Origin of the sequence: Neobacillus niacini (assembly GCF_030817595.1) — a bacterium.
GTDB classification, from domain to species: domain Bacteria; phylum Bacillota; class Bacilli; order Bacillales; family Cytobacillaceae; genus Neobacillus; species Neobacillus niacini_G.
Window position 1 is genome coordinate 176440 of the sequence record NZ_JAUSZN010000001.1, and the last position, 23291, is coordinate 199730.

The 23291-nt window shown below is 37.3% G+C and carries 18 protein-coding genes and 1 pseudogene; 18 read left to right on the plus strand and 1 reads right to left on the minus strand.

Going from position 1 to position 23291, the window contains the following annotated elements:
- The first annotated feature begins 15 nt into the window (after window positions 1-15).
- The 9 genes and pseudogenes from QFZ31_RS01030 (at window position 16) to QFZ31_RS01070 (ending at window position 9401) form a co-directional block, all read left to right on the plus strand.
- Window positions 16-993: an aldo/keto reductase gene (locus tag QFZ31_RS01030; protein ID WP_307300111.1), complete on the plus strand. Its 978-nt coding sequence runs from the start codon at window positions 16-18 to the stop codon at window positions 991-993.
- Entirely contained in the window at window positions 974-1573 is a 600-nt protein-coding gene (locus QFZ31_RS01035; RefSeq protein ID WP_307300114.1) for an MOSC domain-containing protein, read from the plus strand. Before QFZ31_RS01030 ends, QFZ31_RS01035 begins: the two co-directional genes overlap by 20 nt.
- Window positions 1560-3251, plus strand: a complete 1692-nt coding sequence (locus QFZ31_RS01040; RefSeq protein ID WP_307300117.1) for a M20/M25/M40 family metallo-hydrolase — start codon at window positions 1560-1562, stop codon at window positions 3249-3251. The genes QFZ31_RS01035 and QFZ31_RS01040 overlap by 14 nt, the downstream gene beginning before the upstream one ends.
- A gap of 18 nt (window positions 3252-3269) precedes the next feature.
- A complete protein-coding gene (locus QFZ31_RS01045; RefSeq protein WP_307300118.1) occupies window positions 3270-4415 on the plus strand; it encodes an amidohydrolase family protein in 1146 nt (381 codons plus the stop codon).
- 21 nt (window positions 4416-4436) lie between these two features.
- Window positions 4437-4826: a Rieske (2Fe-2S) protein gene (locus QFZ31_RS01050; RefSeq protein ID WP_307300121.1), complete on the plus strand. Its 390-nt coding sequence runs from the start codon at window positions 4437-4439 to the stop codon at window positions 4824-4826.
- 45 nt (window positions 4827-4871) lie between these two features.
- Complete coding sequence (locus QFZ31_RS01055; RefSeq protein ID WP_307300124.1) at window positions 4872-6161, plus strand: ABC transporter substrate-binding protein; 1290 nt, start codon at window positions 4872-4874, stop codon at window positions 6159-6161.
- Between the two features lie 260 nt (window positions 6162-6421).
- Entirely contained in the window at window positions 6422-6736 is a 315-nt protein-coding gene (locus QFZ31_RS01060; RefSeq protein WP_307300125.1) for a hypothetical protein, read from the plus strand.
- A 397-nt stretch (window positions 6737-7133) separates the two neighbouring features.
- Window positions 7134-8312 carry an aminotransferase A gene (locus QFZ31_RS01065; protein ID WP_307300127.1) on the plus strand — a complete coding sequence of 393 codons (1179 nt, stop codon included), beginning with the start codon at window positions 7134-7136 and terminating at the stop codon, window positions 8310-8312.
- Window positions 8305-9401, plus strand: a pseudogene (locus QFZ31_RS01070) (Gfo/Idh/MocA family protein). The gene QFZ31_RS01065 and the pseudogene QFZ31_RS01070 overlap by 8 nt, the downstream one beginning before the upstream one ends.
- Window positions 9402-9777: 376 nt before the next feature.
- Here QFZ31_RS01070 and QFZ31_RS01075 read toward each other — a convergent pair.
- Entirely contained in the window at window positions 9778-10374 is a 597-nt protein-coding gene (locus QFZ31_RS01075) for a DUF6037 family protein (RefSeq protein ID WP_307300128.1), read from the minus strand.
- A gap of 1016 nt (window positions 10375-11390) precedes the next feature.
- On the opposite strand from QFZ31_RS01075, the gene QFZ31_RS01080 reads away from it, so the two are divergent.
- The 9 genes from QFZ31_RS01080 (at window position 11391) to celB (ending at window position 23280) form a co-directional block, all read left to right on the plus strand.
- A complete protein-coding gene (locus QFZ31_RS01080) occupies window positions 11391-11897 on the plus strand; it encodes an N-acetylglucosamine kinase (RefSeq protein WP_307300130.1) in 507 nt (168 codons plus the stop codon).
- A complete protein-coding gene (locus QFZ31_RS01085) occupies window positions 11894-12295 on the plus strand; it encodes a hypothetical protein (RefSeq protein ID WP_307300132.1) in 402 nt (133 codons plus the stop codon). Before QFZ31_RS01080 ends, QFZ31_RS01085 begins: the two co-directional genes overlap by 4 nt.
- 39 nt (window positions 12296-12334) lie before the next feature.
- Window positions 12335-13462, plus strand: coding sequence for a MupG family TIM beta-alpha barrel fold protein (locus QFZ31_RS01090; RefSeq protein WP_307300136.1), 1128 nt, complete (start codon window positions 12335-12337; stop codon window positions 13460-13462).
- Between the two features lie 89 nt (window positions 13463-13551).
- On the plus strand, window positions 13552-14919 hold the full coding sequence (locus tag QFZ31_RS01095; RefSeq protein ID WP_307300137.1) for an NDP-sugar synthase: 1368 nt from the start codon (window positions 13552-13554) through the stop codon (window positions 14917-14919).
- Between the two features lie 69 nt (window positions 14920-14988).
- Entirely contained in the window at window positions 14989-15705 is a 717-nt protein-coding gene (locus tag QFZ31_RS01100) for an SIS domain-containing protein (protein WP_307300139.1), read from the plus strand.
- 410 nt (window positions 15706-16115) lie between these two features.
- Window positions 16116-18041, plus strand: coding sequence for a BglG family transcription antiterminator (locus tag QFZ31_RS01105; RefSeq protein WP_307300143.1), 1926 nt, complete (start codon window positions 16116-16118; stop codon window positions 18039-18041).
- Between the two features lie 108 nt (window positions 18042-18149).
- Window positions 18150-19880, plus strand: coding sequence for a hypothetical protein (locus tag QFZ31_RS01110; protein WP_307300144.1), 1731 nt, complete (start codon window positions 18150-18152; stop codon window positions 19878-19880).
- A gap of 83 nt (window positions 19881-19963) precedes the next feature.
- Window positions 19964-21787: a hypothetical protein gene (locus QFZ31_RS01115; RefSeq protein ID WP_307300147.1), complete on the plus strand. Its 1824-nt coding sequence runs from the start codon at window positions 19964-19966 to the stop codon at window positions 21785-21787.
- A 155-nt stretch (window positions 21788-21942) separates the two neighbouring features.
- Window positions 21943-23280, plus strand: coding sequence for a PTS cellobiose transporter subunit IIC (celB, locus tag QFZ31_RS01120; protein ID WP_307300149.1), 1338 nt, complete (start codon window positions 21943-21945; stop codon window positions 23278-23280).
- Window positions 23281-23291 lie beyond the last annotated feature (11 nt).

Here is a 23291-nt window from a genome sequence, read left to right on the forward strand (position 1 = left end):
ACGGAGGAGAATTGGATGAAAAAAATTGAAATAAACGGTCTTAGTCAAGGAGTTTCCCAGATTATCATGGGATCGGCAATGTTTTCTGAGGATAATATGGATCAAGTATGCAAGATTATGGATGCCTATGTGGCTTTAGGAGGGAATACGGTCGATTTGGCAAATGATTATGGGGCAAAAGTGGAGCGGGCAGTTGGAAAGTGGCTGAAACTAAGAAACAATCGTGATCAAATGATTCTAATAGGAAAAGGTGCCCACCATAATCAAAATGGCAGTAGGGTCAACCCATCATGTATCGCTAGTGATTTGCTAGAAAGTTTGGATCGGGTTCAGACCGATTACTTTGATCTTTTCTTGTTGCATCGTGACGATCCGACAGTTTCAGTGGGACCGATTATTGATGCGTTAAATGAACATAAACAAGCAGGAAGAATTAAAGCCTTTGGAACCTCTAACTGGAGCTATCAACGGATCCAAGAAGCGAATGATTATGCTGCTTTACATGGATTATCCGGCTTTTCATGCAATAGTCCAAACTTAAGTCTAGCAAAGCCGAATGAACCGAGATGGGCTGGATGCGTTTCAGCTGATAGTTCATATTGTGCATGGCACGAGCAACAGCAACTCCCGTTATTTTCTTGGTCCTCACAATCTGCAGGTTTTTTCACAGGGAGATATTCACCGGAGATAAGGGAAGACGAACATATGGTTCGAGTCTATTTCAGTGATGATAACTGGGAACGACTACGCCGAGCTGAAAAACTAGCATTAGAAAATGGCGTATCAACCAATCACATTGCACTAGCCTATGTATTAAATCAACCGTTTCCTACTTGTGCAATCATTGGACCGAGAAACGTGGAGGAACTCCATTCAAGTTTCGAAGCACTTCCTATTCAAATTAGAAAGGATGAAGTTTCCTGGTTGGATCTTACCGACATAAATGGGGAATTTTCTGGGAGGTTAAACCAAAGTGAAGGTACTATATGCTAGAGTAGAAGCTCTGCTGACTACGAAAAATCCTGATAGCTTTATTACGTCACATGTTCCTAAAATCGATTTGAAATATGAGGGTATTCTTGGGGACCGACATTTTGGCTATACCAAGCTGTCGAACAACCGAGAACGGATGTACCCGCGGGGGACTGAAATACGAAATAGGAGACAGGTTAGTATTTTATCACAAGAGGAATGTGATGAAATGGCAAGAAGACTAGGAGTTGAATCAATCCATCCGGAGTGGCTTGGCGCCAATATAGTGGTAAGCGGTTTTCCAAGTTTCTCTCAACTTCCAAGTGGTTCACGGTTACTATTTCCTAGTGGTGCTAGTCTGTACTGCGAGGGTGAAAATTTCCCTTGCATTTATCCAGGTCAGATTATTCAATCCAACTATGAGGAAATCCCGAAATTGCCCCAACGCTTTGTGAAAGAAGCCTACGGTTTGCGAGGTATCGTATGTTCTGTGGAAAAGGAAGGTGAAATAACACCAGATTCTACCATTGATATTTGGGTAAACCTTGAGTGGCAATACAGAAATTGGTTTGAAAGGGGGGCTGATGTTGAAGTACGATAACTTTTATGATCAGGTTAAAGAATTAACGATTGATTTGGTAAAGACTCCTAGTATCGTACGCTCTAAGGGAGAAGTAGTGCTTGGTGACAAAATTATTTCAACATTAATGGAACTACCCTATTTCAAAGCACATCCCGAGTATATCAGGAAAATCCCCATTCCTGATGATAAGTGGAAGAGGTTTTCGGTACTAGCATGGATTGATGGTCTCGAAAAAAGTGAGGACGCAGTAATTTTATTGAGTCATTATGATACAGTACCGGTCGAGGAATTTGGACATTTAAAGGAATTTGCATTTGACCCAGAGGTGCTCACTAAACATTTTCAAAAAGAAAATAAAACAGCCAATGATAGAGAATGGCTGTATGGACGTGGAATACTTGATATGAAAAGCGGGGTAGCGTCCAATTTGGCGGTGCTAAAAACATATGCCGAAAATAGAGAAAGCCTTAACGGGAGCTTGGTTTTCTTAGCTTGTCCTGATGAGGAAGCGATCGGCATAGGTGCAATTACTGCAAGCAGCTCGATTAGAAAATTAGCCAAAGAGAAGAGTTTCAACTATGTGGGTTTGATAAACTCAGATTATACCACAGCAAGATATCCAGGGGATTCCTCGCGCTACGTTTATTATGGAACGATTGGGAAGTATCTTGTCTCCTTTTTTATTAAAGGAATTCCTTCCCATGTAGGCGAAGTGTTCAGAGGACTAGATTCCAATCTCATTTCATCTGAACTAGTTAGACTAATAGATTTAAATACCGAACTTTGTGATGAACTTGATGGAGAATTCACTCCACCACCTGTTTCACTAAAGCAAAAAGATTTAAAACCAAGCTACGATGTACAAAACCCCTTTTTGTCTCACCTGTATTTTAATGTGTACAGCCACGGCATGACGAGTGATGAGATCATTGAAAAAATGAGACAATTAGCAAGTGTTGCAATGAATAAGGTGCTGATGAAGGTAAATAGGGAATATCGAAAGTATTGTGAGATAAAAAATGTTCCTTATCATTCGATTGATTATAAAACGAATATTTTAACGTTTGAAGAGTTAGTAAAAATGACTGGGAAACCTCAGGTTCAAAAGTTTCAAGAGAGTCAAGCGATTACCACGTTTGTCCAACAGGACAGGGATTTGCCTGAATTAAGTATGGAAATCGTTCATCAGCTTTGGAACCAAGCGGAAATCAACGATGATGAGCCATCAATTGTCATTTATCTTGCACCACCATTTTTTCCTCGGATTTATATGGATGGTCAATCTGAAAAACAGCGGTGTTTTATGGAGGCAGTGGAAGAGGCTATCAGTGAAGCAAGTGTGGAATTTAATGAACAAATAGAATCACGGAAATTTTACCCCTATATCTCTGATATGAGTTGGTTTGGAATCAGTGAAGATGAAGATTCATGCGCTTCTATCCGAAACAACATGGCCGGGTGGGGTTCGCTATTCTCCATCGAGTTAGGCGAAATGAGACAAATGGATATACCTGTTGTTAATATTGGCCCTTATGGATTTGATGCTCACGGACAAAAGGAAAGAGTAGAAACCTACTATTCATTTAAAGTAGTTCCGGCTATGATCTCTAAAACTATCTCCAAGTTGTTATCAGATAAAAGAAGCAGTCAATCAAAAGTGGAGTTGTCCGTTCCGTTGATTAATTTTTCATCTTAAATATGGGGGTCTACCTGAATGGAATGCCAATTAGAAGAAAAGAAGGTCTCTAAGGTTGGAACAAAGGAAACATCGTTACTTATTGATTCAGATGTTCATCCATACATTGTTTCGTTAAACGAATTGGTTCCCTATATGGATGAATCCCTCCAAAGGCGGATGAGGCTGGGAAGGTTTCAGCAAAGTCATAACGTGAAGAATAATTACTACCGGGAATTTAAAATCCCATCTTCACATTATGAAAACATTGGTCCCCTGCAGGGAATGCGTTTAGATGCAGTTCCACCAAGCGGTAATTTGCCAGGTTCGGATCAAGAATACCTTAGAAGCGATCTATTAGATCGGACCAATACGACTTTTGCTATATTGAATGCAGGCCACGGAACCATGAGCGCCCATCATAATGTGGACTTGGCTGCAGAATACAATTCGGCGTACAATGATTGGCTTTATCATGAATGGATTATAAAAGATAAACGTTTTAAAATGACCATACTTGTCACTCCGCTCGATCCGAACTTGGCCATAAAGGAAATTGAGAGAGTGGGAAAAAGAGAAGGTTGTGTTGGAATAAACCTTCAAAACATTAATATTCCGCTAGGAAAAAGACATTTTTATCCCATTTATGAAATAGCCGAAAAGTATAATCTGCCGATTGTCTTACATCCGGATGCGGAGGGATCAGGAGAGTACTCACCCTCACAGGCTGTAGGACCAGCATCTACTTATATTGAATGGCATTCCTCTCTCAGTCTTGTCGCACAGAGGCAAATTATGAGTTTGGTTTTTGAAGGCGTATTTGAGAGATTTCCAAAACTTAAAGTGGTATTCATAGAGTATGGATTTTCTTGGCTTCCTTCGGTGATGTGGAGAATGGACAAGAATTGGAAAGGATTGCGTGAAGAGGTGCCGTGGGTTAAAAAGTTGCCAAGTGAGTATGTACGAAACAACATTCGTTTAGGTACCCAGCCGTCAGAAGAGCCTTTTCATCCTAAGGATTTGATCGAAATCATTCGTATGGCAAAAGCAGAAGATATGCTTTTATACAGTAGTGATTATCCTCATTGGGATGGAGATCCCATTGATAAAGTATTTAAACACTTTCCCCAAGATATGAAAAATAAGATATTTTACCAAAATGCAAAGGATACCTTTCATTTGTAATGGTTGGGAGAGTGGAGTTAAATGGATAAAATGAACCGAATTGTGGTGTGCCTAGCAGATGAGCTACAGCCTGGGCAAAGGAAGGTTGTGGATATGAACGGATATCCCATATCTGTTTTTAACGTGGAAGAGAGACTTTATGCCATTCAAGATTTATGTCCACATATGGGCGCGTCACTTTCTTGTGGAAATATTGCAGGAACCATGATGCCATCCGATCCCCACCAGTATCTTTATGGTTATGAAAATGAAATCATTAGATGTCCTTTGCATAATTGGGAATTTTCTTTAAAAACAGGCAGTTCATTGAGTTGTCCTGATCGGATAAAAATTAAAACATTTCAAGTTGTCCAAGAAGAAAACTTAATTGTTGTTTACACGAAAATAGGAGGAAGTAAAACAAAAAGCTAGGTAATATTATAAATTGGTCCAATTCGGATCCAGGGGGCGAATACTATGTCAAAGGGGTTTATGAAAAGCTTTATCATTTTTATGATTCTATCTCTAATTTTAGTCGGTTGTTCCAGTAGAACAGGGCAGTCGGATGATAATAAGGTAAGTTCTGGGGAAACAAGTTCTGATGACGATAAGACAAAAATTAGTGCGTTTATGTACATCAGTGATCCATCTCGACAAGAGTTGTACAAAGAAATTGCAGGCGAATTCATGAAAGAAAATCCAGATATTAGTGTGGAAATGCAATTTCCTGGCGAGTATGAAAATGTGATGAAAGTAAAAATGGCAGCCAACGATTTGCCTGATATCTTTGATACGCACGGTTGGGCAAAGGTCCGCTATGGTAATTACCTAGCAGATCTTCGCGATGAACCTTGGGCTGGAGAATTGACAGATTCCATCATGAATGTCGTAACTGATACTGACGGTAAGGTGTATGCCCTTCCTGTAATCGAAGCAAAACAAGGAATTGCCTATAATGCTGACCTGTTAGAAAAGTACGGGATTGAAGTGCCAAAGACGTTGGATGAAATGATTGCTGCATCGGAACAAATACTAAAAAAGAGTGGCGGCAAAACAGTTCCATTCTATTTCTCTGGAGTAGACAAATGGACGATTGGACAGTTTTTTGATTTATTTGCGAATTCCCAATTTATTACCCCGGAAAAAAATGAAAAGGAAGCATTATTAAAAAATACCTTTGATTGGAGTAAATGGGATGTACTACCTAGGAAGTTTCAGGAAATTCAAAAGAAGGGTTTAATTAATGAGGATGTCTTGACGGCAAAATATAGCGATTTAGCCAAATCTTTTGCCGAGGAGAGAGTAGCCTTTGCCTTAGTTGGTCCGTACATTAGTGATGAAGTTCATAAAATCAATCCGGATGTTAAGATTGGCCTTATGCCTGTACCTGCTATTGAAGCTGGTGATGAGCCTAATTTCTCCGGCGGTGAACATAGTTCCATGGGAATCTGGAAAGACACGAAGCATTCGAAAGAAGCGAAAAAACTCCTCCAGTTCTTTGCCAAAAAAGAGAACCTTGCTAGAATTTCAGACGCAACAAAGCTTCCTTCAGGAATTAAGGGAGTGAAGGCTAACCACGAATTTGTCGAGTATTACGAAAAATACAATGACGTCCAAGTTGTTCCTTACTTTGACCGTGTATATTTGCCAAATGGAATTTGGGATACCATGTGTGTACAGGGAACAGAGCTTTTAGCTGGTCGAATTACACCTAAGGAATACTCCAATGTTATGAAAAAGGAAGTCGATCGTTTAAGTAATAAGTAGGATTTCTCGTGAATATTACCGCTAAGTCTATGATCCGCCATCTTCGGATTGATCATAGACTATTTTTTTAATAGAATACAGCCATTAAATCTACCTAAAACATTAGGTGAATTCTAAATTTCATTGGGAGAGTGTAACGAATGAAATTGGCCTTGCAGGATCACCCCTTCTTTGGACAAAGTTTTGAAGAAAAGTTAAGGAAAATAGATAATCTTTGGTTTCAAGGCTTAGAAATAAGAGGAGATGTCCTCATCTAGCGATTGGATGAAATTAACAAGGCAGTTAAGAACACCAGGGTTGGGATTAGCTCGATCTGCGGCGGCTACCAAGGCTGGATTGGTGAATTTAATCTTGAAAAGAAAAAACAAGCCATTGATGAAATAGTCGAAATCCTTAAATACACAGCAGAAATAGGAGCGGTTGGTGTGATAGCTCCGGCATCATTCGGCATGTTTTCAAGGAAGCTGCCACCCTATATACCACCCAGATTAAGTGAAGAGGACATGGAAGTACTGATGGAGTCCCTGAGCCGTTTGAACTCGTTGGCTGAGTCTGTGGGAAGTGTCCTGCTGTAAGAACCACTGAACCGTTATAAAGACTACCTAATCAATCGACTGGCTGATGCCTTAGCTATGATCCAACAAGGTGAATTTTCCTCGATAAAGGTAGTTGCGGACTTCTTTTATATGAATATAGAAGAAGAAAATCTTCCACAAAGCATTAAGCAAGAGAGTAGTTACATTGGGTACGTTCATCTTGCAGAAAGCAATCGCTTGTAGCCGGGGATGGGACACATAGATTTTGTTTCCGCTTTCAAAGTTTTGGACGACATAGGTTTTGATAAGTTTATGGCTCTAGAATGTGAATTGTTCGGTGAACCTGATAAAGCGTTCAGAGACCTATTAGACTATTTAAAGAGTTGCTTACCAAAATTCTAGATGACGTATTATCTTTTAGTGAGGGGTAAAAGCCGTGAAACATCTTGTCAATGATCAAGTAAAGAAGCTAGAGATTCCGGGTATTCGGAAAATTTCTAATATGTTAGTAGACTATCCAGATGCTATTAATCTCACCCTTGGACAACCTGATTTTATAACCCCCGAGCATATTAAGGCGTCAGCAAAAAACGCAATTGATAGGAATCGAACTTCGTATACGCATAACGCTGGGCTCCTGGAGTTGCGTCAAGCAGCAAGTGAATATTTCCACTACAAATATGGTTTAACCTATGATTCTGATGCAGAGATTCTAATTACCAATGGTGCCAGTGAAGCGCTGGATATCACCTTTCGAACGATTTTGGAGAAAGGATCTGAAGTGTTATTGCCCGTGCCGATTTATCCAGGATATGAGCCGTTAATAAGTCTCTGTGGCGCAATTCCAGTTTATATTGACACCTCTTTCAATGATTTTAAACTGAATGCGGAACTAATCGAGAAACACATAACAAATCGGACCAAGTGTATTGTCCTCCCGTACCCTTCCAATCCGATAGGAACCGTACTTCTAGAAGAGGAACTTAGTGGCATTGCTGAATTGTTGAAAGATAAGGAAATATTCATTGTGTCGGATGAAATCTACAGTGAGCATACCTATTCAGGAAGACATTTTTCTATCGCAGCATATCCAAGTATGAGGGATAAGACCATTGTGATTAATGGGTTGTCAAAGTCGCACGCCATGACTGGATGGAGAATTGGCTTCACATTCGCCCCTAAATATCTTACAGAAGAGATGCTTAAGGTCCATCTTTATAATTCAGTTTGCGCTTGTACGATTAGCCAATATGCTGCATTAGAGGCATTAACAAAAGGGCAAGACGATGCCTTGATCATGAAAAGGGAATATCAGAAACGACGAGATTATGTCTTCAATCGTTTGATTTCCATGGGATTGGATGTATTAAAACCGGAAGGAGCATTCTATCTTTTTCCTTCTATCCTTGAATATAGGATGAATTCATATGAATTCTCTAAGCGGTTACTTGAAGAAGCAGGCGTAGCTGTTGTGCCTGGGAGTGCATTTACGAAAGCAGGCGAAGGATATATTCGAATATCTTACGCATACTCATTAGAACATCTAGAAACAGGACTTGATCGACTTGAAAAATTTATTAAGAACATTAAGGAAGTGAGAGTATCAAATGTCTAAAAAATTAAAAATTGGTATCATTGGTTGTGGTGGAATTGCTAATCAAAAGCATATGCCTTCATTGGCAAAGCTTAGTGATTTAGGGGAAATGGTAGCCTTTTGCGATGTAGTAGAAGAGAGGGCAAAGAACGCTGCACAACAATTTAGCACTGGAGAGGCAAAAGTGTATACCAATTATAAGGAGTTATTGCAGGATGACTCGATTGATGTAGTCCACGTACTTACACCCAATTTGCAGCACTCTTTTATTACTTGTGATGCATTAGAATCCGGCAAGCATGTCATGTGTGAAAAACCAATGGCCATCAATTCGAAAGAAGCGCAAGATATGATTGATGCAGCTAATAGAACAGGCAACAAGCTTACGATTGGGTACCAAAATCGTTTTCGTGATGACTCGGAAGTATTGTATAAAGCTACAAGAGCAGGTGAATTCGGTGAAGTTTATTTTGCCAAGGCACATGCAATACGCAGAAGAGCGGTTCATACATGGGGTGTTTTCCTTGATGTAGAACAACAAGGGGGGGACCATTAATTGACATCGGTACGCATTCGTTGGATTTAGCTCTTTGGAATATGGACAATTACAAACCACAATCAGTAACCGGTTCTGTATTCTCTAAGCTTGCTGATAAATATGAAGGAAATTTGTTCGGTCCATGGGAACCAGAACATTACAAAGTAGAAGATTCGGCCTTTGTATTTATTAAAATGCAAAATGGGGCCACGATCATTCTAGAATGTTCTTGGGCATTAAATACAACGGATGTTCGAGAAGCAATGGTAACCTTATGTGGTACAGAAGGTGGCGCGGAAATGAAAGCCTCACCCGGTTCATCGACAAGTGAGTTAGTTTCTAATAGCACCAAATACGGTAAGTTGGTTGAGACAAAGGCTGCAACTGGAGGTGGAATTGCTTACTTTAATGCTGGAACGGAAGACCCTGGTGTTAAAGAGGCGCGACAGTGGCTAGAATGCATTATTAATGACACAGAACCACTCGTGAAACCGGAACAGGCATTAGTCGTGACACAAATATTAGAAGCCATTTATACTTCTGCAAAAACAGGGAAAACAATAGAATTTTAATCGCACTCGAAATCTAATTAGTAAACAATTAATAAGACAAGTGACAAGAACTTTTCGCAGACTGTCGACAAATTCGAAAATAATCGGATTTATTGACAGTCTTTTGTATAATTAAGAGACTGAGATTTTAAAGTGTTTGGACTTTTTGGCCATTTATTAGAAGGTATTGTTGTTGACTTGTTGTAGATACCCTTGCCCCTTCCAAAATGATAAAATAATTGTAAGACATAAAGTGGGAAGATGTTCGAAATGAATTTCCAAATCAATGGGTTTTAATTGAGGCTACACATGCTCATATAAATGAAAAAAGCGAGCGAATTTTGGAAGATGTTGCAACGGTAAAAAAGTTTACCAATTCATCTGATGCCATGAAATCCTACAAATTGCTGCACCAGGAAAACCCTACACGTGAAATGTATGATCGTTCATATAGTTTACGACGTAGCGATTGTGCTTTATTACTATTCTCAATACTACGTTTATTTGGTGAACCATCTTTATTCCTTCCATTTCGACGTACATCATAGCAGTATATTGCATTAGGATTATTTCCCTCTGCGCGACTACCAATTAACTTGTTTTCTATTTCACTTTTATCTATAATTTTTTCTTTTGGAATAAAATTAGAAAAAATTTGTGAAAAATCTTCGAATAAATCTCTATTCGCATTTCCTCTCTCTACACCAAAAAAGTCACAAAAATCTTTTACACTATAGAAACGAACTTTGAAGAAATCAATATAACCCATAATTGAATTATTTGTATTGTTCCTTCGTACAAATTCTACTTTAGCTTTAGCATAATTACTTGGTTTACTCTCATTTTCTCTGTATCGAGTTAATATTACAATATACTGTTCTTCTTTGTATCTAAATGGAAATGAATCAATAATCCAACTTTTTTCCTCCATATCCTTTAATAAAAGAGGCAACGATTTGAAAAGCAATTCTATTTTTTTGTTATCCTGAGTCATCATACTCTCCCATTTTTTGTTTATTATTCTTTGATACAACTTAATGTTGCATGTAAAGTTCTGTCCTTTCAGGAGGTCACATAAATTCCATTAGTCTAGCTGGTGGTCATCTGGAGCTGTGAAGCAGCCCAAATTCGTCTTTTTCTTAACCCTGTAATCAGTACCTATTCATTTTGGAACTTAATCACTTTCACCCATGACTGACTGCGTTTCCCCAACTTATAACATGAGTCTTTACGTTTCATCACTATGCCTTTTTAAAAGACTCTTCTAAATAGAGAAAAATTACTCAATTACCTTTTCTAAAATAATGCGTTCATTAAATCCGCCTCGTTTTTCTAACTTATCAGCTTTTACCTTTAATACTTTGTCCATATCTAAGTTAAAGGCGTGTGCTATACCGTAAATTACTTCTAATATATCCGCTAACTCTTCTTCGTTCAACAGTCAGAAGGTTTAACTTTCCATACTATGGAAGAATACCAGATTCACTTTCAATTGCAAATTGATTATCTTGGAATTCATTAATTATTAGAATAAATACACTATAGTTAGACTTTCATAATGTGTTTTAAAATACATAAATAAAGTTTACCTGTCGCTGTTAAGAAAGCAACGTAAATACGTATTTACAAACACACGGCAACCCCTTGGAACATAAAGGGGTTGCTGGTGTGTTTTTCAGGTCCTGTTTGAAGGGCTCTGGCAATTATCTGCAATAGAACACCAATGGTTCTTCCTATTTTTCAAAGATTCTCGATAAAGTCATCTAATTTCCCATGGTATCCCTTAAATCTAGAAGGTATATAATATATTGCTAAAAATGTTGGAAAAAATCCAACTGTTTAATGTATTGGGTGATAAGTATACTTAAATAAACTAGAGTAGCATCTTGGCTTATTCGATGAACAACATAGATTACTTTTTTGATGTACTACCTTTTTCACTTATTTTGCAAAAATCTGACTATAACCATAAAATCAATGCGAGGATTGTGCTTTTTTAGGAAGAAATAAATGATTAATGAAAGGATGACTGAACAGATAATGAGTAATAGATTGATTATAGGAATGGACGGCGGAGGAACGAAAACGAGAGTCATGGTCAAAGAACGACTAGAAGGAGAAATACTATTTGACCAAAATTTTGGGATGTCAAATTATAATAACATCGGAGTAGAAGGTCTTAGACCAGTATTACGCGAAATTTATGAAGCTTTATTCTCTTGTTTTCAAGAGCTACTGCAAAATGCGATTCTCGTATTAGGTTCTGCAGGTGTTGATAGACCGAAGGATGTTGAAATCTATCTGACTGCATTAAAAGAAAGCGGATTCGCTTGCCAACTAGAAGTAGTGAATGATGCAGAAATTGCCCTTGTTGGTGGCAATGGAGATCGAAAAGATGCTTTGATGATTGCTGGAACAGGTTCCATTGTTGTAGGAATTGACTCAAAAGGAAAAATCGTTCGCTCTGGTGGATGGGGTGGATTGATAAGTGATGAATGCAAGAGTATGACAAGGTGATTGCACCTACATCATTTACAGAAAAGCTGCTTGCTCATTTTCAGTTGACTTCTCCAGAAGAATTTATAGATTTATTATATTTGGAAGATACGCTGCCTGTTGACAAGGTAGCTTCATGTACGCCAATTATTCTAGAAGCATGGGGAAAAGGAGACGAAGCTGCTCGTACGATTGTTGAAGCAGAACTAGAGAAATTAGTTCGTTTAGTCGTTGGAATCAGTCGACAAATGGGGTCAGAAAAATTCAGTCTCTCAGTTGCAGGCAGTTTGTTGACGAAATCAACAGATTATTTCGGTACGTTAAAAGAGAAGTTACGTGTGGTTTTACCACAAGTAGAGATATCTGTTCCACTTTATGATCCAGTATTCGGTGCCATCATTATTGGTGCGAGGGTATAAGTAAATACAAATTATGAATAGTAAGGAATGTGACGTAAAATGCGTGAAATAGGAATTAGTGTCTATCCCAACTTTTATCCTTTAGATCAAATCAAAGAATATTTGCAAAAGGCACATTCGTTTGGTTTTAAAAAAGTATTTGTTTCACTGATTTTAAATAATCATGGTTTTGAAGGTGCCGAGGATGTAAATGCGAACACTTGGAATAACCTACTGAGTTACTGTAAAGAACTTGGTATGAATGTATCAGCTGATATGAATGATGAAGTTTTCAACGAGTTGGGTTGTACATTGACCGACCTTACAGCATTACAAAAAATGGGCATCACTAAACTCCGCATTGATGGAGGTTTTACGAGCGAAGAAATTGCACTTCTTTCAAAAAATCAGCAAGGGATACAAATAGAAGTAAATGCTTCGATGTCTTCTACTGATAATCAGAATGGAAATGCAATACGAGAGTGTCGTAGATTTTTAGAAACGATAGAAAAAGAAGGAAATATTGGTCAACTCACTGCTTGTCACAATTTTTTCCCGCTGCCAGATACAGCATTGTCTCTTGAGGACATTCGTCCCATTAACGACTTGTTTGCCTCTTTCGGTGTACCGGTCGGTGGGTTTGTTGCATCGCAACTTTCGCCTAAAGATTTACACCACTTAGGTCATGGGGTTTGTACGATTGAAAAACACCGCTTTTTGCCTTGTCATATTGCAATGTTAGAGTTATTTGCAAATGGTTTTGATGATGTGCTAATTGGTGACTCGTTTGCGGATCTTTCCGAGCTTACCAAAATGGCAAGATGTTACCAACAAGATTATATAGAGATTCCAGTTATTTTTAATCAGTTTGTTCCTCAAAATACAAAAATGAAAATTCAAGAGTCCATCCTACTTTCAAGAGTTGATCAGCCTGCCAATCTAATTCGGGCGACTGATACGAGAGGAATGGAAGTGCCACCTTGCTTTTGTGCACCAAGAGGAAAGTATACAATCTCTGTTTTAAATAATAGAAGTGCGCAATATGAAGGGGAAGTACAAATCTCATTGAAAGATTTAGGACAATCAATTGAGCACAATGTGATTGGATTTGTTCATCCTTTTTCAAAAGATTTATTGCCTTATCTTTTAGCAGGCAGAAATAAATTTCGATTAGTAGAATATAAGTAAAATTTATATAGTAGATAAATGATACTAGACTGTAAATAGATCTGGTCAAAACAAGGTTATAAAACGTGAATGAAACAGGAGGTGAAGAAATGGTCAAAAGCGCCATTATTCTTGCGGCAGGCAAAGGCAGTAAAATGTTTCCTTTCAATGCGGTTCGCTCCAAAACAACAATAAAAATTGCTGGGAAGTCATTAATCCGCTATAACATTGAATCCATTGTGGCAATGGGAATAAAAGAAGTTGTTGTTGTGGTTAATGAAGAACATCAAAGAGAAATAGAAAATCTATTATCAGATATTGAAAATGTTAAATTTGTAACTGATCAAACAAATTTAGGAAGCGCAGAAAGTCTGGTAAAAGGAGCTGAGAAACTCTCTGATACGAAGGACTTTATTGTTCTCTATGGGGATACCATCGTTGAAGAAAAGGATTTAGAGAGCTTAGTAAATTCTATAAAACCTGCTGTGTTGTTGAAGAAGTTGGAGGAATCCTCAAGGAACTGGATTGGTGCGAGTATCGAGAATGGGTTCGTTCAGTCGATTGGCGCCCACTATCGTGGGAACAGCATTACCCATCAATTTGCAGGATTTCATTTTGACGATACAATTTTAGATTATGTGAAAAGCACTCCAGATTATTTTCCAGATGTAAAAGTAGGTGTAAGTGTTCCGAAAGAGAGATATATTGAAGCTGGACTTCTGAAATCGCTTGATAAAGTAAAATTGAAGGCTATCGAATGCCGTGGATACTTCTTTGATATTGACAAGCCTTGGCATATGTTAGAAGCGAACCAAATTATGGTGGATCATTTTTGTAATGCACTACAAGAGAACCAACTGGCAGAAGGTGCGACGATTTCAGCAAATGCAACCATTCATGGCTATGTGAAACTGGGCAAGAATTCCACAATTGGTGATCGAGTGGTCATTCACGGTAACCTGGTTGTTGGTGACAATACAATCATTGATAATGGAGCCATTTTTAATGGCAATGCTGTGATTGGTGATCATACAAAAATAAGTAATTACTGCATCATTTACGATGGAGTATCAATAGGATCGAATTGTATATTCGACCATTGTGCAGAGTTCCTTGGTGGAATGGTGATGGATAAGGTATATCTTTATCACTATGGCGAGTTTTATGGTGCAATTGGCAGTCATACGGATATCGGAGCAGCAACCGTTTGCGGAACATTACGCTTTGATGATGGAGAAACGGAGCACGTTGTGAATGGACGAAAAGAGGTACCGTTACATTTTTCAAATGCTGCTTATCTTGGCGACTATTGCAGAACAGGCGTAAATACGATTATTATGCCTGGTTGTAAAATAGGTGCTTATAGTGTTCTCGGAGCTGGTGCAATCATCGATAAAGATATCGAAAAAAATAGTCTTGTTTTCGTGAAACAAGATCTAATTATAAAAAAATGGAGCGAAAATAAATACGGCTGGTAATAGATAGATTAGAAACTCTCAAAACCTATGAGATGGTGACTAAAATCAATAAAAGAAGGAATAGTGATAATGGAGAAATATTATCAATATGTGACAGCAAATCTCGAAAAACTGTATACGACACAAATTGAAAAAATGGATGAAGCAGCCACATGCATTTTTGAAGCACTCCAAAATGGAGGTCGCTTTCTTGTTACAGGTTCAGGTCACTCCCATATGTTTGCAGAAGAATTTTACGTAAGAGCGGGTGGATTTGCACAGGTTTCGCCTATTTTGCCGAATGAGTTTTTTTTACACGATCATCCTTTAAAAAGTACTGTGATCGAACGCATAGAAACCTATGCAAAAGTTATCTTTGATTTATACAAAATTAACTTAAAGGATGTACTTGTCATTGCTTCCAATTCAGGAAGAAATGGAATGACTGTTGAACTTGCAAAGATGGCACAGGAATGTGGTACAAAAGTCATTGCTTTTACAAATCCGAATCATCCTGCAGGCTCAAAATCAAGACACAGTAGCGGAAAATACCTTTGTGACTTTAGTGATGTAGTTATTGATAGTTGTACTGGACCAGGGGATGCTCACTTTTATGTAGAAGAAGCAAAAACAGGTATGGGAGCAACTTCAACTATGGCGGGAGCTTTTGTTGCTCAAACTATTTCTATTTTATTAGCAAAAAAATACCATCAGGCTGGACTAAAACCCCCCGTGTTTAAGAGCTCTAATATTGATGGCGGAGATGAATGGAATAAAGAACTTTTTGCGAAGTATTATGGTGTTTAATTTAGATCTGATAAGTAACTAGAAAAGTGAATATGAGCTTTATGAGAGAAGCGTTCCCAGGTCGTGGGACCGTTTTTTTTTGTGACCAATATTCTTGATTCATTCCAATTCCCCCAAGTTTTACTTGCGTACCCCCCCAATTTATAAACAAAAGGGGTAATTTTATTATTTTTAACCCAAAAAACCCCCATTTTTCATAGTGTATAACATAAAATTCCCCCAATTTACCATGCGAAAATACTATATTACAATATGGAAATATAATTATCGAAAAATTGAAGTAAAGACAAACTCACATACAATATTACATTTTGCTAAATACGTTGGAAAAAATCAATCTGTTAAATCTATTTTGTGAGAAGTACACTAAAAATAAGCTAGATAGTATCTAGAGAGTGATGAGGTTATGTATGCGAAGAGATCTAATTTTGGAATATTTGTATCAAAAAGGCAAATCACTTACATCACATGAACTTGAATCAGAATTCGCAATTTCAAATCGGACATTACGAAATGAATTGAAAGAATTAAACGTTATTGGAGAAAAATCTGGATTTGTTATTCAGAAAAAACGTGGTGAAGGATATTTACTTCATGTAGTAAATCAAGAAAAGGTTCAATCGTATTTGAAGGAAATTAAGGGAGCTTTAGCCCCTGACTTACCTCGTGTTCGTGTAAGCAATATTATTATGCTTCTGCTTCAAACGACTGAGTTTCAAACCATTGATATGTTTGCTGATAGCCTAATGATAAGCAGATCGACAGTTCTTAGCGACATGGTTGAAGTAGAAAAACAAGTTAGGTTTTTTGATTTAAAAGTAGAAACAAAATCACGTTACGGTGTTCGTTTACTAGGTGACGAAACAAATTTTAGAAGGGCGTTTTCCTATTTCTTAAGTCAAAAAGAAACAGGACTGTTAAAAAAATCTATTTATCAAAATTTTGAGAAAGCGTTTCCAATTGAAGAAATTAGAACTGTTTTGAGTGAAGAAGTACAAAACAATCATTTGAAATTAAGTTATTTTGCACTTGAGAACATTTTAGGGCATATTCAAATACTCTCTTTTCGAGTAACCCAACACAATTTTATATTGCCTAATCAAGAAAAGAAGTTAGATGTTTCCTTGATTAAGCCATCTTATATGAATATAGCCGAGAGAATATGTGAAGTTCTTTCTGAACTATATCATGTTGTACTACCAGAGAGTGAAATGATCTATCTGGCTGCACATATAAGTGGTAAATCTAGTGTAGATGATATTGAAGAACAAGAAGAAAATGATTTGAAACAAAAACTAAAGCGGTGTTTCGAAAAATTAGATCAAACTTTCTTAACACAGTTTACAGGTGATCAGCAACTTTTGGATATGCTTATGATGCATATGTATCCTTTGTTAAGAAGAATATATTTCAATTTAAAGCTTACAAATCCATTGATAGATGATGTATACAGTAGATATTCAGATGTCTTTATGATTGCTTTAAAATTTTCTGAAATGATAAAGGAAATATGGGGATTCGAACTTTCTAGTGATGAAATGGGATACATTACCATGCATTTTGCAGCCCATATGGAAAGGGAGAAACAAAAACAATTAAGTTCTTATAAAAAAATTCTATTATCGTACGGATCAGGAGCTGGATCGGCTGATCTACTTAAAATGAAACTCGAAACACTTTTCCAAGGTGCAACCATTAATGTCGTTCTATACAGTGAACTTCAATCGGTTCATCTAGAAGAATATGATTTATTGGTTTCATCCCATCCGATTCGTTTTGATAATATTTCAATTCCGTATATTCAAGTAGCACCAATATTAACTGAGACGGATATCCAGAGAATTCGTCGTACGCTTACTAGGTATCCAGCGAGTAGAGTTAATGCACCAACTCTCTTATCTCTGTTTCATTCAGAAATGTTTTATATAGAATATACTAGAGAGTCTTTTGACTACAAAGCTTACATTAAAGAAAAAGCGAAAAGAGTTGTTGAATTGGGTTTTGCAACACCTGAATATCCTGATTTGGTTGTCGAACGAGAAGAAAAAATATCGACGATTCTTCAAAATGGGTTAGCAGTGCCACATGCATTAAAAATGGTTGCGATTCAAGATTCAATAAGTGTTGTGATATTTAAGAATCCACCCACTTATGATGGAAAAGTAGTTCAAATACTTTTTTTAATTAATCTACGTGCTGGAGACTTGTTTTTACATAAGGAGTTAAGTCGATTAGTTTTACATTTAATGGATCATCCCGAAGCGAAGCAGAGAATTCTGAAGTCAAATAACTTCAATGATTTTCAGTACGAGATTTCTAAAATATTATTTTGCTAGACTAACAAATTCCCGCAAATTATATGAAGGGAGTTGAAAGCAGACAGGGAATGAAGGGTTTAGAAGGTAATTTTACAATCAAAAAAGGATTACTTAGGAGGAAGGTAAATGAAAAGAAGTAAATGGCATTTTGGTAAACCTGTTACGGCTGCACTTTTAGCTGCTTCAATGATTGCTGGTAATTTTGGTAGTGTAGATGTTAATGCTGCTCCTACTAAATCAGCTCAATCTTTTACTGTAGCTCCTGTTTCAACTGGCACAAGCATTTATATGAATACTACACAAATCACTCATGCAAAACCTACCGGTCTAGATACAACAAAGCCCGTAAAATGGACAACTTCTGATCCATATGTTGCCTATGTTGATATGGTTGGCAACGAAAAAGGTGATTTTAGCGGAAAGATTTTAGGGGTATCTGGTGGTACGGCAAAAATCACTGGTACTGGAGTGGATACAACTGGTGCTGCTAAAACTGTAGAGATTACTGTTACTGTAGTAGAAGCACAAGCTACTACTAATCTTGAAAAATTAGTTTACTACTATAATGCTGGGGATGATAGGATACCAGCTGCCCTTTTAACATCCACTTGGAAAACAACAAATATTCCTACTGCTCCAGCAGGAACTAAATTTCCTTCTAAAAGCTATGTTGGCTATGTAAATGGAGAAAATGGCGTAAAATGGTTGGTTTCAAAAGATACTTTAATCAAGTCAAACGATAAAATTATTCTTGGTGTTGAAAAACCTCATGGAGTAATTACTGGTATCGTATCTGATGCAATTACACTTTACGATCCTAACTTATCTTCGGCTGATCAAATTCAATATTTGCAAGGTGGGAGATATATTCCACAAACTGGTGAATCTTCAGGTTCTGGTACTAATAATGCTGGTAATACTGCAACATTTAACGCAAAAGAAGTGATTACCAACATCATGCCTGATGGTAATAATGGACTTTGGATTCTTGGTGAAAAAGGAAACGCAACTCACATTGTGAGAAAGCAAATGTCCTTACAAAGTAAAGCATTACTTCAAACAGAAATTTCAAGAAACTATACAGACAGATACGGATTCCAATCTGGTAATATGAGATTCACTACTCAAGAGGACATGATTAAAGCACTTATGACAGCTGATAAAGATGTTGCTAGAGGAAACTATGATACTGACAATGACGGTCTTTGGACGACAATGTATGCTTCTGGTGAAATCTGGAGATACAACTACATGAAAAATACATTTGGTCCAAATGATGAAAGAACAAAAGATGCAAAAGCATCTGCTATTCGTGCAGTTGAATCAATCGTAACGCTTGGTTATATATCTGGTACGCAATTAAAAGTTACTTCTCAATACAATGTAAACGACTATGTGTACGTGGTTAAGTCTTATGGTGGAAACGTAAAAACTATCGCTGAAGCAAAAGCATGGCTTAGTGCTAACGAAGGAAAGCCAGTATTCGTTGATGAAAAGGGTAAATATACATTGACTGACACTGGAAATCCTGCTTCAGCTGGTTTCTTTGCTCGTACGTACAAAGTAGACACAAGTAACAATGGCGCTACAATTCCAGAAGCTAGGACATGGGATAATGCATGGATTCAAAAGAAGGCAGGACAAGCTGAAGATATTAATGGAAAAACAGTTTGGTATAATGTCCCTGGATCTTTCAAAAATGGAACTCAAACTGATCTTAAAGCATATGACACAGTTGCAGTACCTCCACGTTTAACTGAAATATTTGCGAACCAAAACGAAGGTTTTGATGCGGATTCAATGGATTTAGACTCAAATAAAGTTATTACAAAGCAACAACATCAACAGATGAATTAGTAGGTCATTATTTTACATTAGACCTAGCATATAAGGCATTCAAAGAAGATGATCCAGAACTAGCAGCGCTTATCAAAAATGATATGATTAACCACACAAATGCACTAGTTTTAAACAACTATTTCCAATTGACTGTTAATGGTGAGAACCCAGCTGAATCTCGTTTTGCTAGTGGTTCTGTTCCTGGAAATGGATTAAACGGTCCGAATGCTCTAACTAGATGGGCAAATATGAACCCTGAATACCTTGATGGTAATAAGGATGCATGGGGAAGAGACGCAGACTATGAAGACGGTCCATTAAATGCGCAATTACAGTTACAAGCACTTGTTGTTGCAAGAGATTTGGGTACGTATACTCCTGAAGAAAAAGCAATCCTTGAAGATCAAGGCATTGATGTAATTGAACCACTTGATTTTGCAAACGAATACAAAGTAATGAATGGCGTAAAGGCGTCAGAAAAAGCTAATGAACACAATGATTTTGAAGTAAGATATCCAAAAACATATAACTCAAAATCGATGCTTGATATGACATTACAATATCTTGCAAGATACTTTGGTATTGCTGCTCATAACGGTGATGATATCGGTGTAAGTGGTGTAACTCACGAATCATACATGAACTATTCTGATGAAGAAGAAGAAGCACTAGCATACTACACATTATCTCACCATGCTGATAAGTTTAACGGTGACGAAATCTTAGAAGGCATGAACCAATGGTGGACAAACGAAAAGAGAGAGAAAAACCCATTCATGACAACTTTCTACACGGCTTCTTTAGGTGCATTGAAAGCTAAAGGTATTGATATCGGACACGCACAAGTTGACCTTGCAGGTTTAGATTGGTATATGACACGTATACCTAACAATTTTATGAACTTTGACGTATTATCAGCAAACAGAAATGACGTAACACACGTAGCACCAAATCTTATGGTTGACCAATTAATTCCTCGTGATGAAGTTATGATGTCCAAGTACAACACAAACATTTTTGGAACGATGGATAGAAGAACGATTGACTCTGGTAACAGTTTAACAATGGAATCTTCAACTGTCATTTCAATGCCTTACTGGATCACTCAAAACCCTGAAGATGCTGCTTATGTAGAAGATTTAGGATCAGAAGTTACTGCACCAATTAATAATGGTACAGAGAGCCTTGAATATCCAACTAATCTAGCATCTATGAATCCTCATGCTAAATATAATGCAGACACACATACATTTACAATTAACGTAGGTGACTCTGTAAAGCTTGATGCTAAAACAACGGGATATATTAAGAATGTATCTTGGGCTACGAATGCTTGGGATCAAGCAGGATATATCAATGGATTACCTACACAAATCAATGCTGAATCAGATGTATTTCAAGTTATTGACCTAAGAAATATAGCAACATACGGTGATGAAGGAAACGTAAGACCAACGGATTTAAGTGTTAATGGCGAGTACTATGGTGCTTATGCAACAGGTTTAAAACCGGGAACAGCTACCGTTACGGCGTATGTTATTGATGGATTCTTTAGAACGCCTGCTAAAATAACATACACAATCAATGTTGTTGATCCTCAGCAATCAGCAAAGCCAATTGCTCCTACTGTGCTTGACAAGAATTCTTTTGCCTATCCAACATGGTTGAAAAATGCAATGGCTGATTCAAATTTAAATACAGATGGAAACAAATTTGTAGAAGTTAGTTACGAATCATCTTCACCAGACGATGTAACTGTTGATAGTGAAACTGGAGAAATTACGTATAAAACAGATAAGCAAGCTTTCATCATTGCTACTGTTGTATACTCTGCAATGACAATTGATGGAGAGCCTAGATTTGAAAACGATAGCCACGTGATGACTTTTGTAAGACCTGTTTCTAAGAAATCGCATCATAAATAATATTAATGTAAACAGTAGCCGCGTAACTATACTAGTTGCCAAAGCTCATTAATATTATTCCATAATTAAATTAAATAAATTATTTTAAAAGGATCTTGGTATAAAGGGAATTTCTGATTTACCAAGATCCTAATCCTTTTAGGAGTGATAATTCAATGAAAAGTAATTTTTTTGAAGAGAAATTTTTACCAATCGCTTCGAAAATAGGTAATCAAAGACATTTGCTTGCCTTACGTGACGGTATTATGTTTGCAATGCCTCTTATGATAATTGGTTCATTTTTCATTATCGTAGCTTGGTTAGAAGCAGAATGGTATCAAAACTTCATGGCAAAAACTTTTGGGGACAATTGGAATGCTTTTGGAGACATCGTTTATAACGGTACAATGGGTATCATCGCTTTAATTGCAGTCTTTGGTGTAGCATACTCGCTAGCAGGCAGTTATAAAGTCGATGGAAAGAATATAGATGGTGTTCCAGCTGGTGTTTTAGCATTAGCAGGATATTTAATTGTTAACATTATGAGCACTTTCAAGGTTGATGAAGAAAGCGTATCAGCCTGGTCACCTGATATTTTTAGTGCACAGTATTTATTTGTTGGATTAATTGTTGCCATAATTACCGCTGAAATTTATCGTTTCTTCTTACAAAAGAAGATGATCATCACATTACCCGATACTGTACCACCAACCGTTTCACGTTCTTTTACAGCCCTTATTCCTGGTTTCGTTATTATTATTTTCTTCTTATTTGTCAGATTTATATTTGCGGAAACTAGTTGGGAAACTTTCGCAACTTTTATACAGGTCGTTGTTACACAACCATTTACGATTTTAGGTTCAACCTACATTGGTACGCTTATCGCAAGTTTAATGGAACATCTCTTATGGAGTTTTGGAATCCATGGTTCATCCATCATCACTTCTGTTATGGAACCTATTTGGATTACAAATGCTGATGCAAACTTAGCAGCAGTAAAAGAGGGTGCAAAGACACTGCCACATATCATTACGTATACATTCTATGAGAATGGTATCTGGATGGGTGGATCAGGTGCTACTTTACCAGTTGCTATCTATATGATGTTTTTAGCAAAATCAAACCTTCTTAAGAAAGTTGGACGTTTGGCGATTGGACCTTCCATTTTTAATGTCAACGAACCAATTATGTTTGGAGTTCCGGTTGTCTTAAACCCATTCTTAATGATTCCTTTCATGCTTGCACCAGTGGCAGTATTAACAGTTACTTATTTTGGTACGTCAATGGGAATTTTCCCACAAACGACGGGTACGATTATTCCGTGGACAACACCATATTTCATCAGTGGTTATCTTATGACTGGCGGTAAAATTATGGGTGTAGTCATGCAATTAGTTGCTTTTGCAGTTGCCTCTGCAATTTGGTTCCCATTCATTAAGATGTGGGATAAGAAAAACTTAGAAATGGAGAAAGCTAATAATATTATAGATTCCAAAGGAAATCTTAATTTTTAGCGAATACTTAC

What these genes read in the sequence shown, in the direction of transcription:
- QFZ31_RS01030 (WP_307300111.1), top strand. Translation starts at nt 16, where the DNA reads ATGAAAAAAATTGAAATAAACGGTCTTAGTCAAGGAGTTTCCCAGATT.
- QFZ31_RS01045 (WP_307300118.1), top strand. Translation starts at nt 3,270, where the DNA reads ATGGAATGCCAATTAGAAGAAAAGAAGGTCTCTAAGGTTGGAACAAAG.
- QFZ31_RS01050 (WP_307300121.1), top strand. Translation starts at nt 4,437, where the DNA reads ATGGATAAAATGAACCGAATTGTGGTGTGCCTAGCAGATGAGCTACAG.
- QFZ31_RS01055 (WP_307300124.1), top strand. Translation starts at nt 4,872, where the DNA reads ATGTCAAAGGGGTTTATGAAAAGCTTTATCATTTTTATGATTCTATCT.
- QFZ31_RS01075 (WP_307300128.1), bottom strand. Translation starts at nt 10,374, where the DNA reads ATGACTCAGGATAACAAAAAAATAGAATTGCTTTTCAAATCGTTGCCT.
- QFZ31_RS01080 (WP_307300130.1), top strand. Translation starts at nt 11,391, where the DNA reads ATGATTAATGAAAGGATGACTGAACAGATAATGAGTAATAGATTGATT.
- QFZ31_RS01090 (WP_307300136.1), top strand. Translation starts at nt 12,335, where the DNA reads ATGCGTGAAATAGGAATTAGTGTCTATCCCAACTTTTATCCTTTAGAT.
- QFZ31_RS01095 (WP_307300137.1), top strand. Translation starts at nt 13,552, where the DNA reads ATGGTCAAAAGCGCCATTATTCTTGCGGCAGGCAAAGGCAGTAAAATG.
- QFZ31_RS01100 (WP_307300139.1), top strand. Translation starts at nt 14,989, where the DNA reads ATGGAGAAATATTATCAATATGTGACAGCAAATCTCGAAAAACTGTAT.
- QFZ31_RS01105 (WP_307300143.1), top strand. Translation starts at nt 16,116, where the DNA reads ATGCGAAGAGATCTAATTTTGGAATATTTGTATCAAAAAGGCAAATCA.
- QFZ31_RS01110 (WP_307300144.1), top strand. Translation starts at nt 18,150, where the DNA reads ATGAAAAGAAGTAAATGGCATTTTGGTAAACCTGTTACGGCTGCACTT.
- QFZ31_RS01115 (WP_307300147.1), top strand. Translation starts at nt 19,964, where the DNA reads ATGATTAACCACACAAATGCACTAGTTTTAAACAACTATTTCCAATTG.
- celB (WP_307300149.1), top strand. Translation starts at nt 21,943, where the DNA reads ATGAAAAGTAATTTTTTTGAAGAGAAATTTTTACCAATCGCTTCGAAA.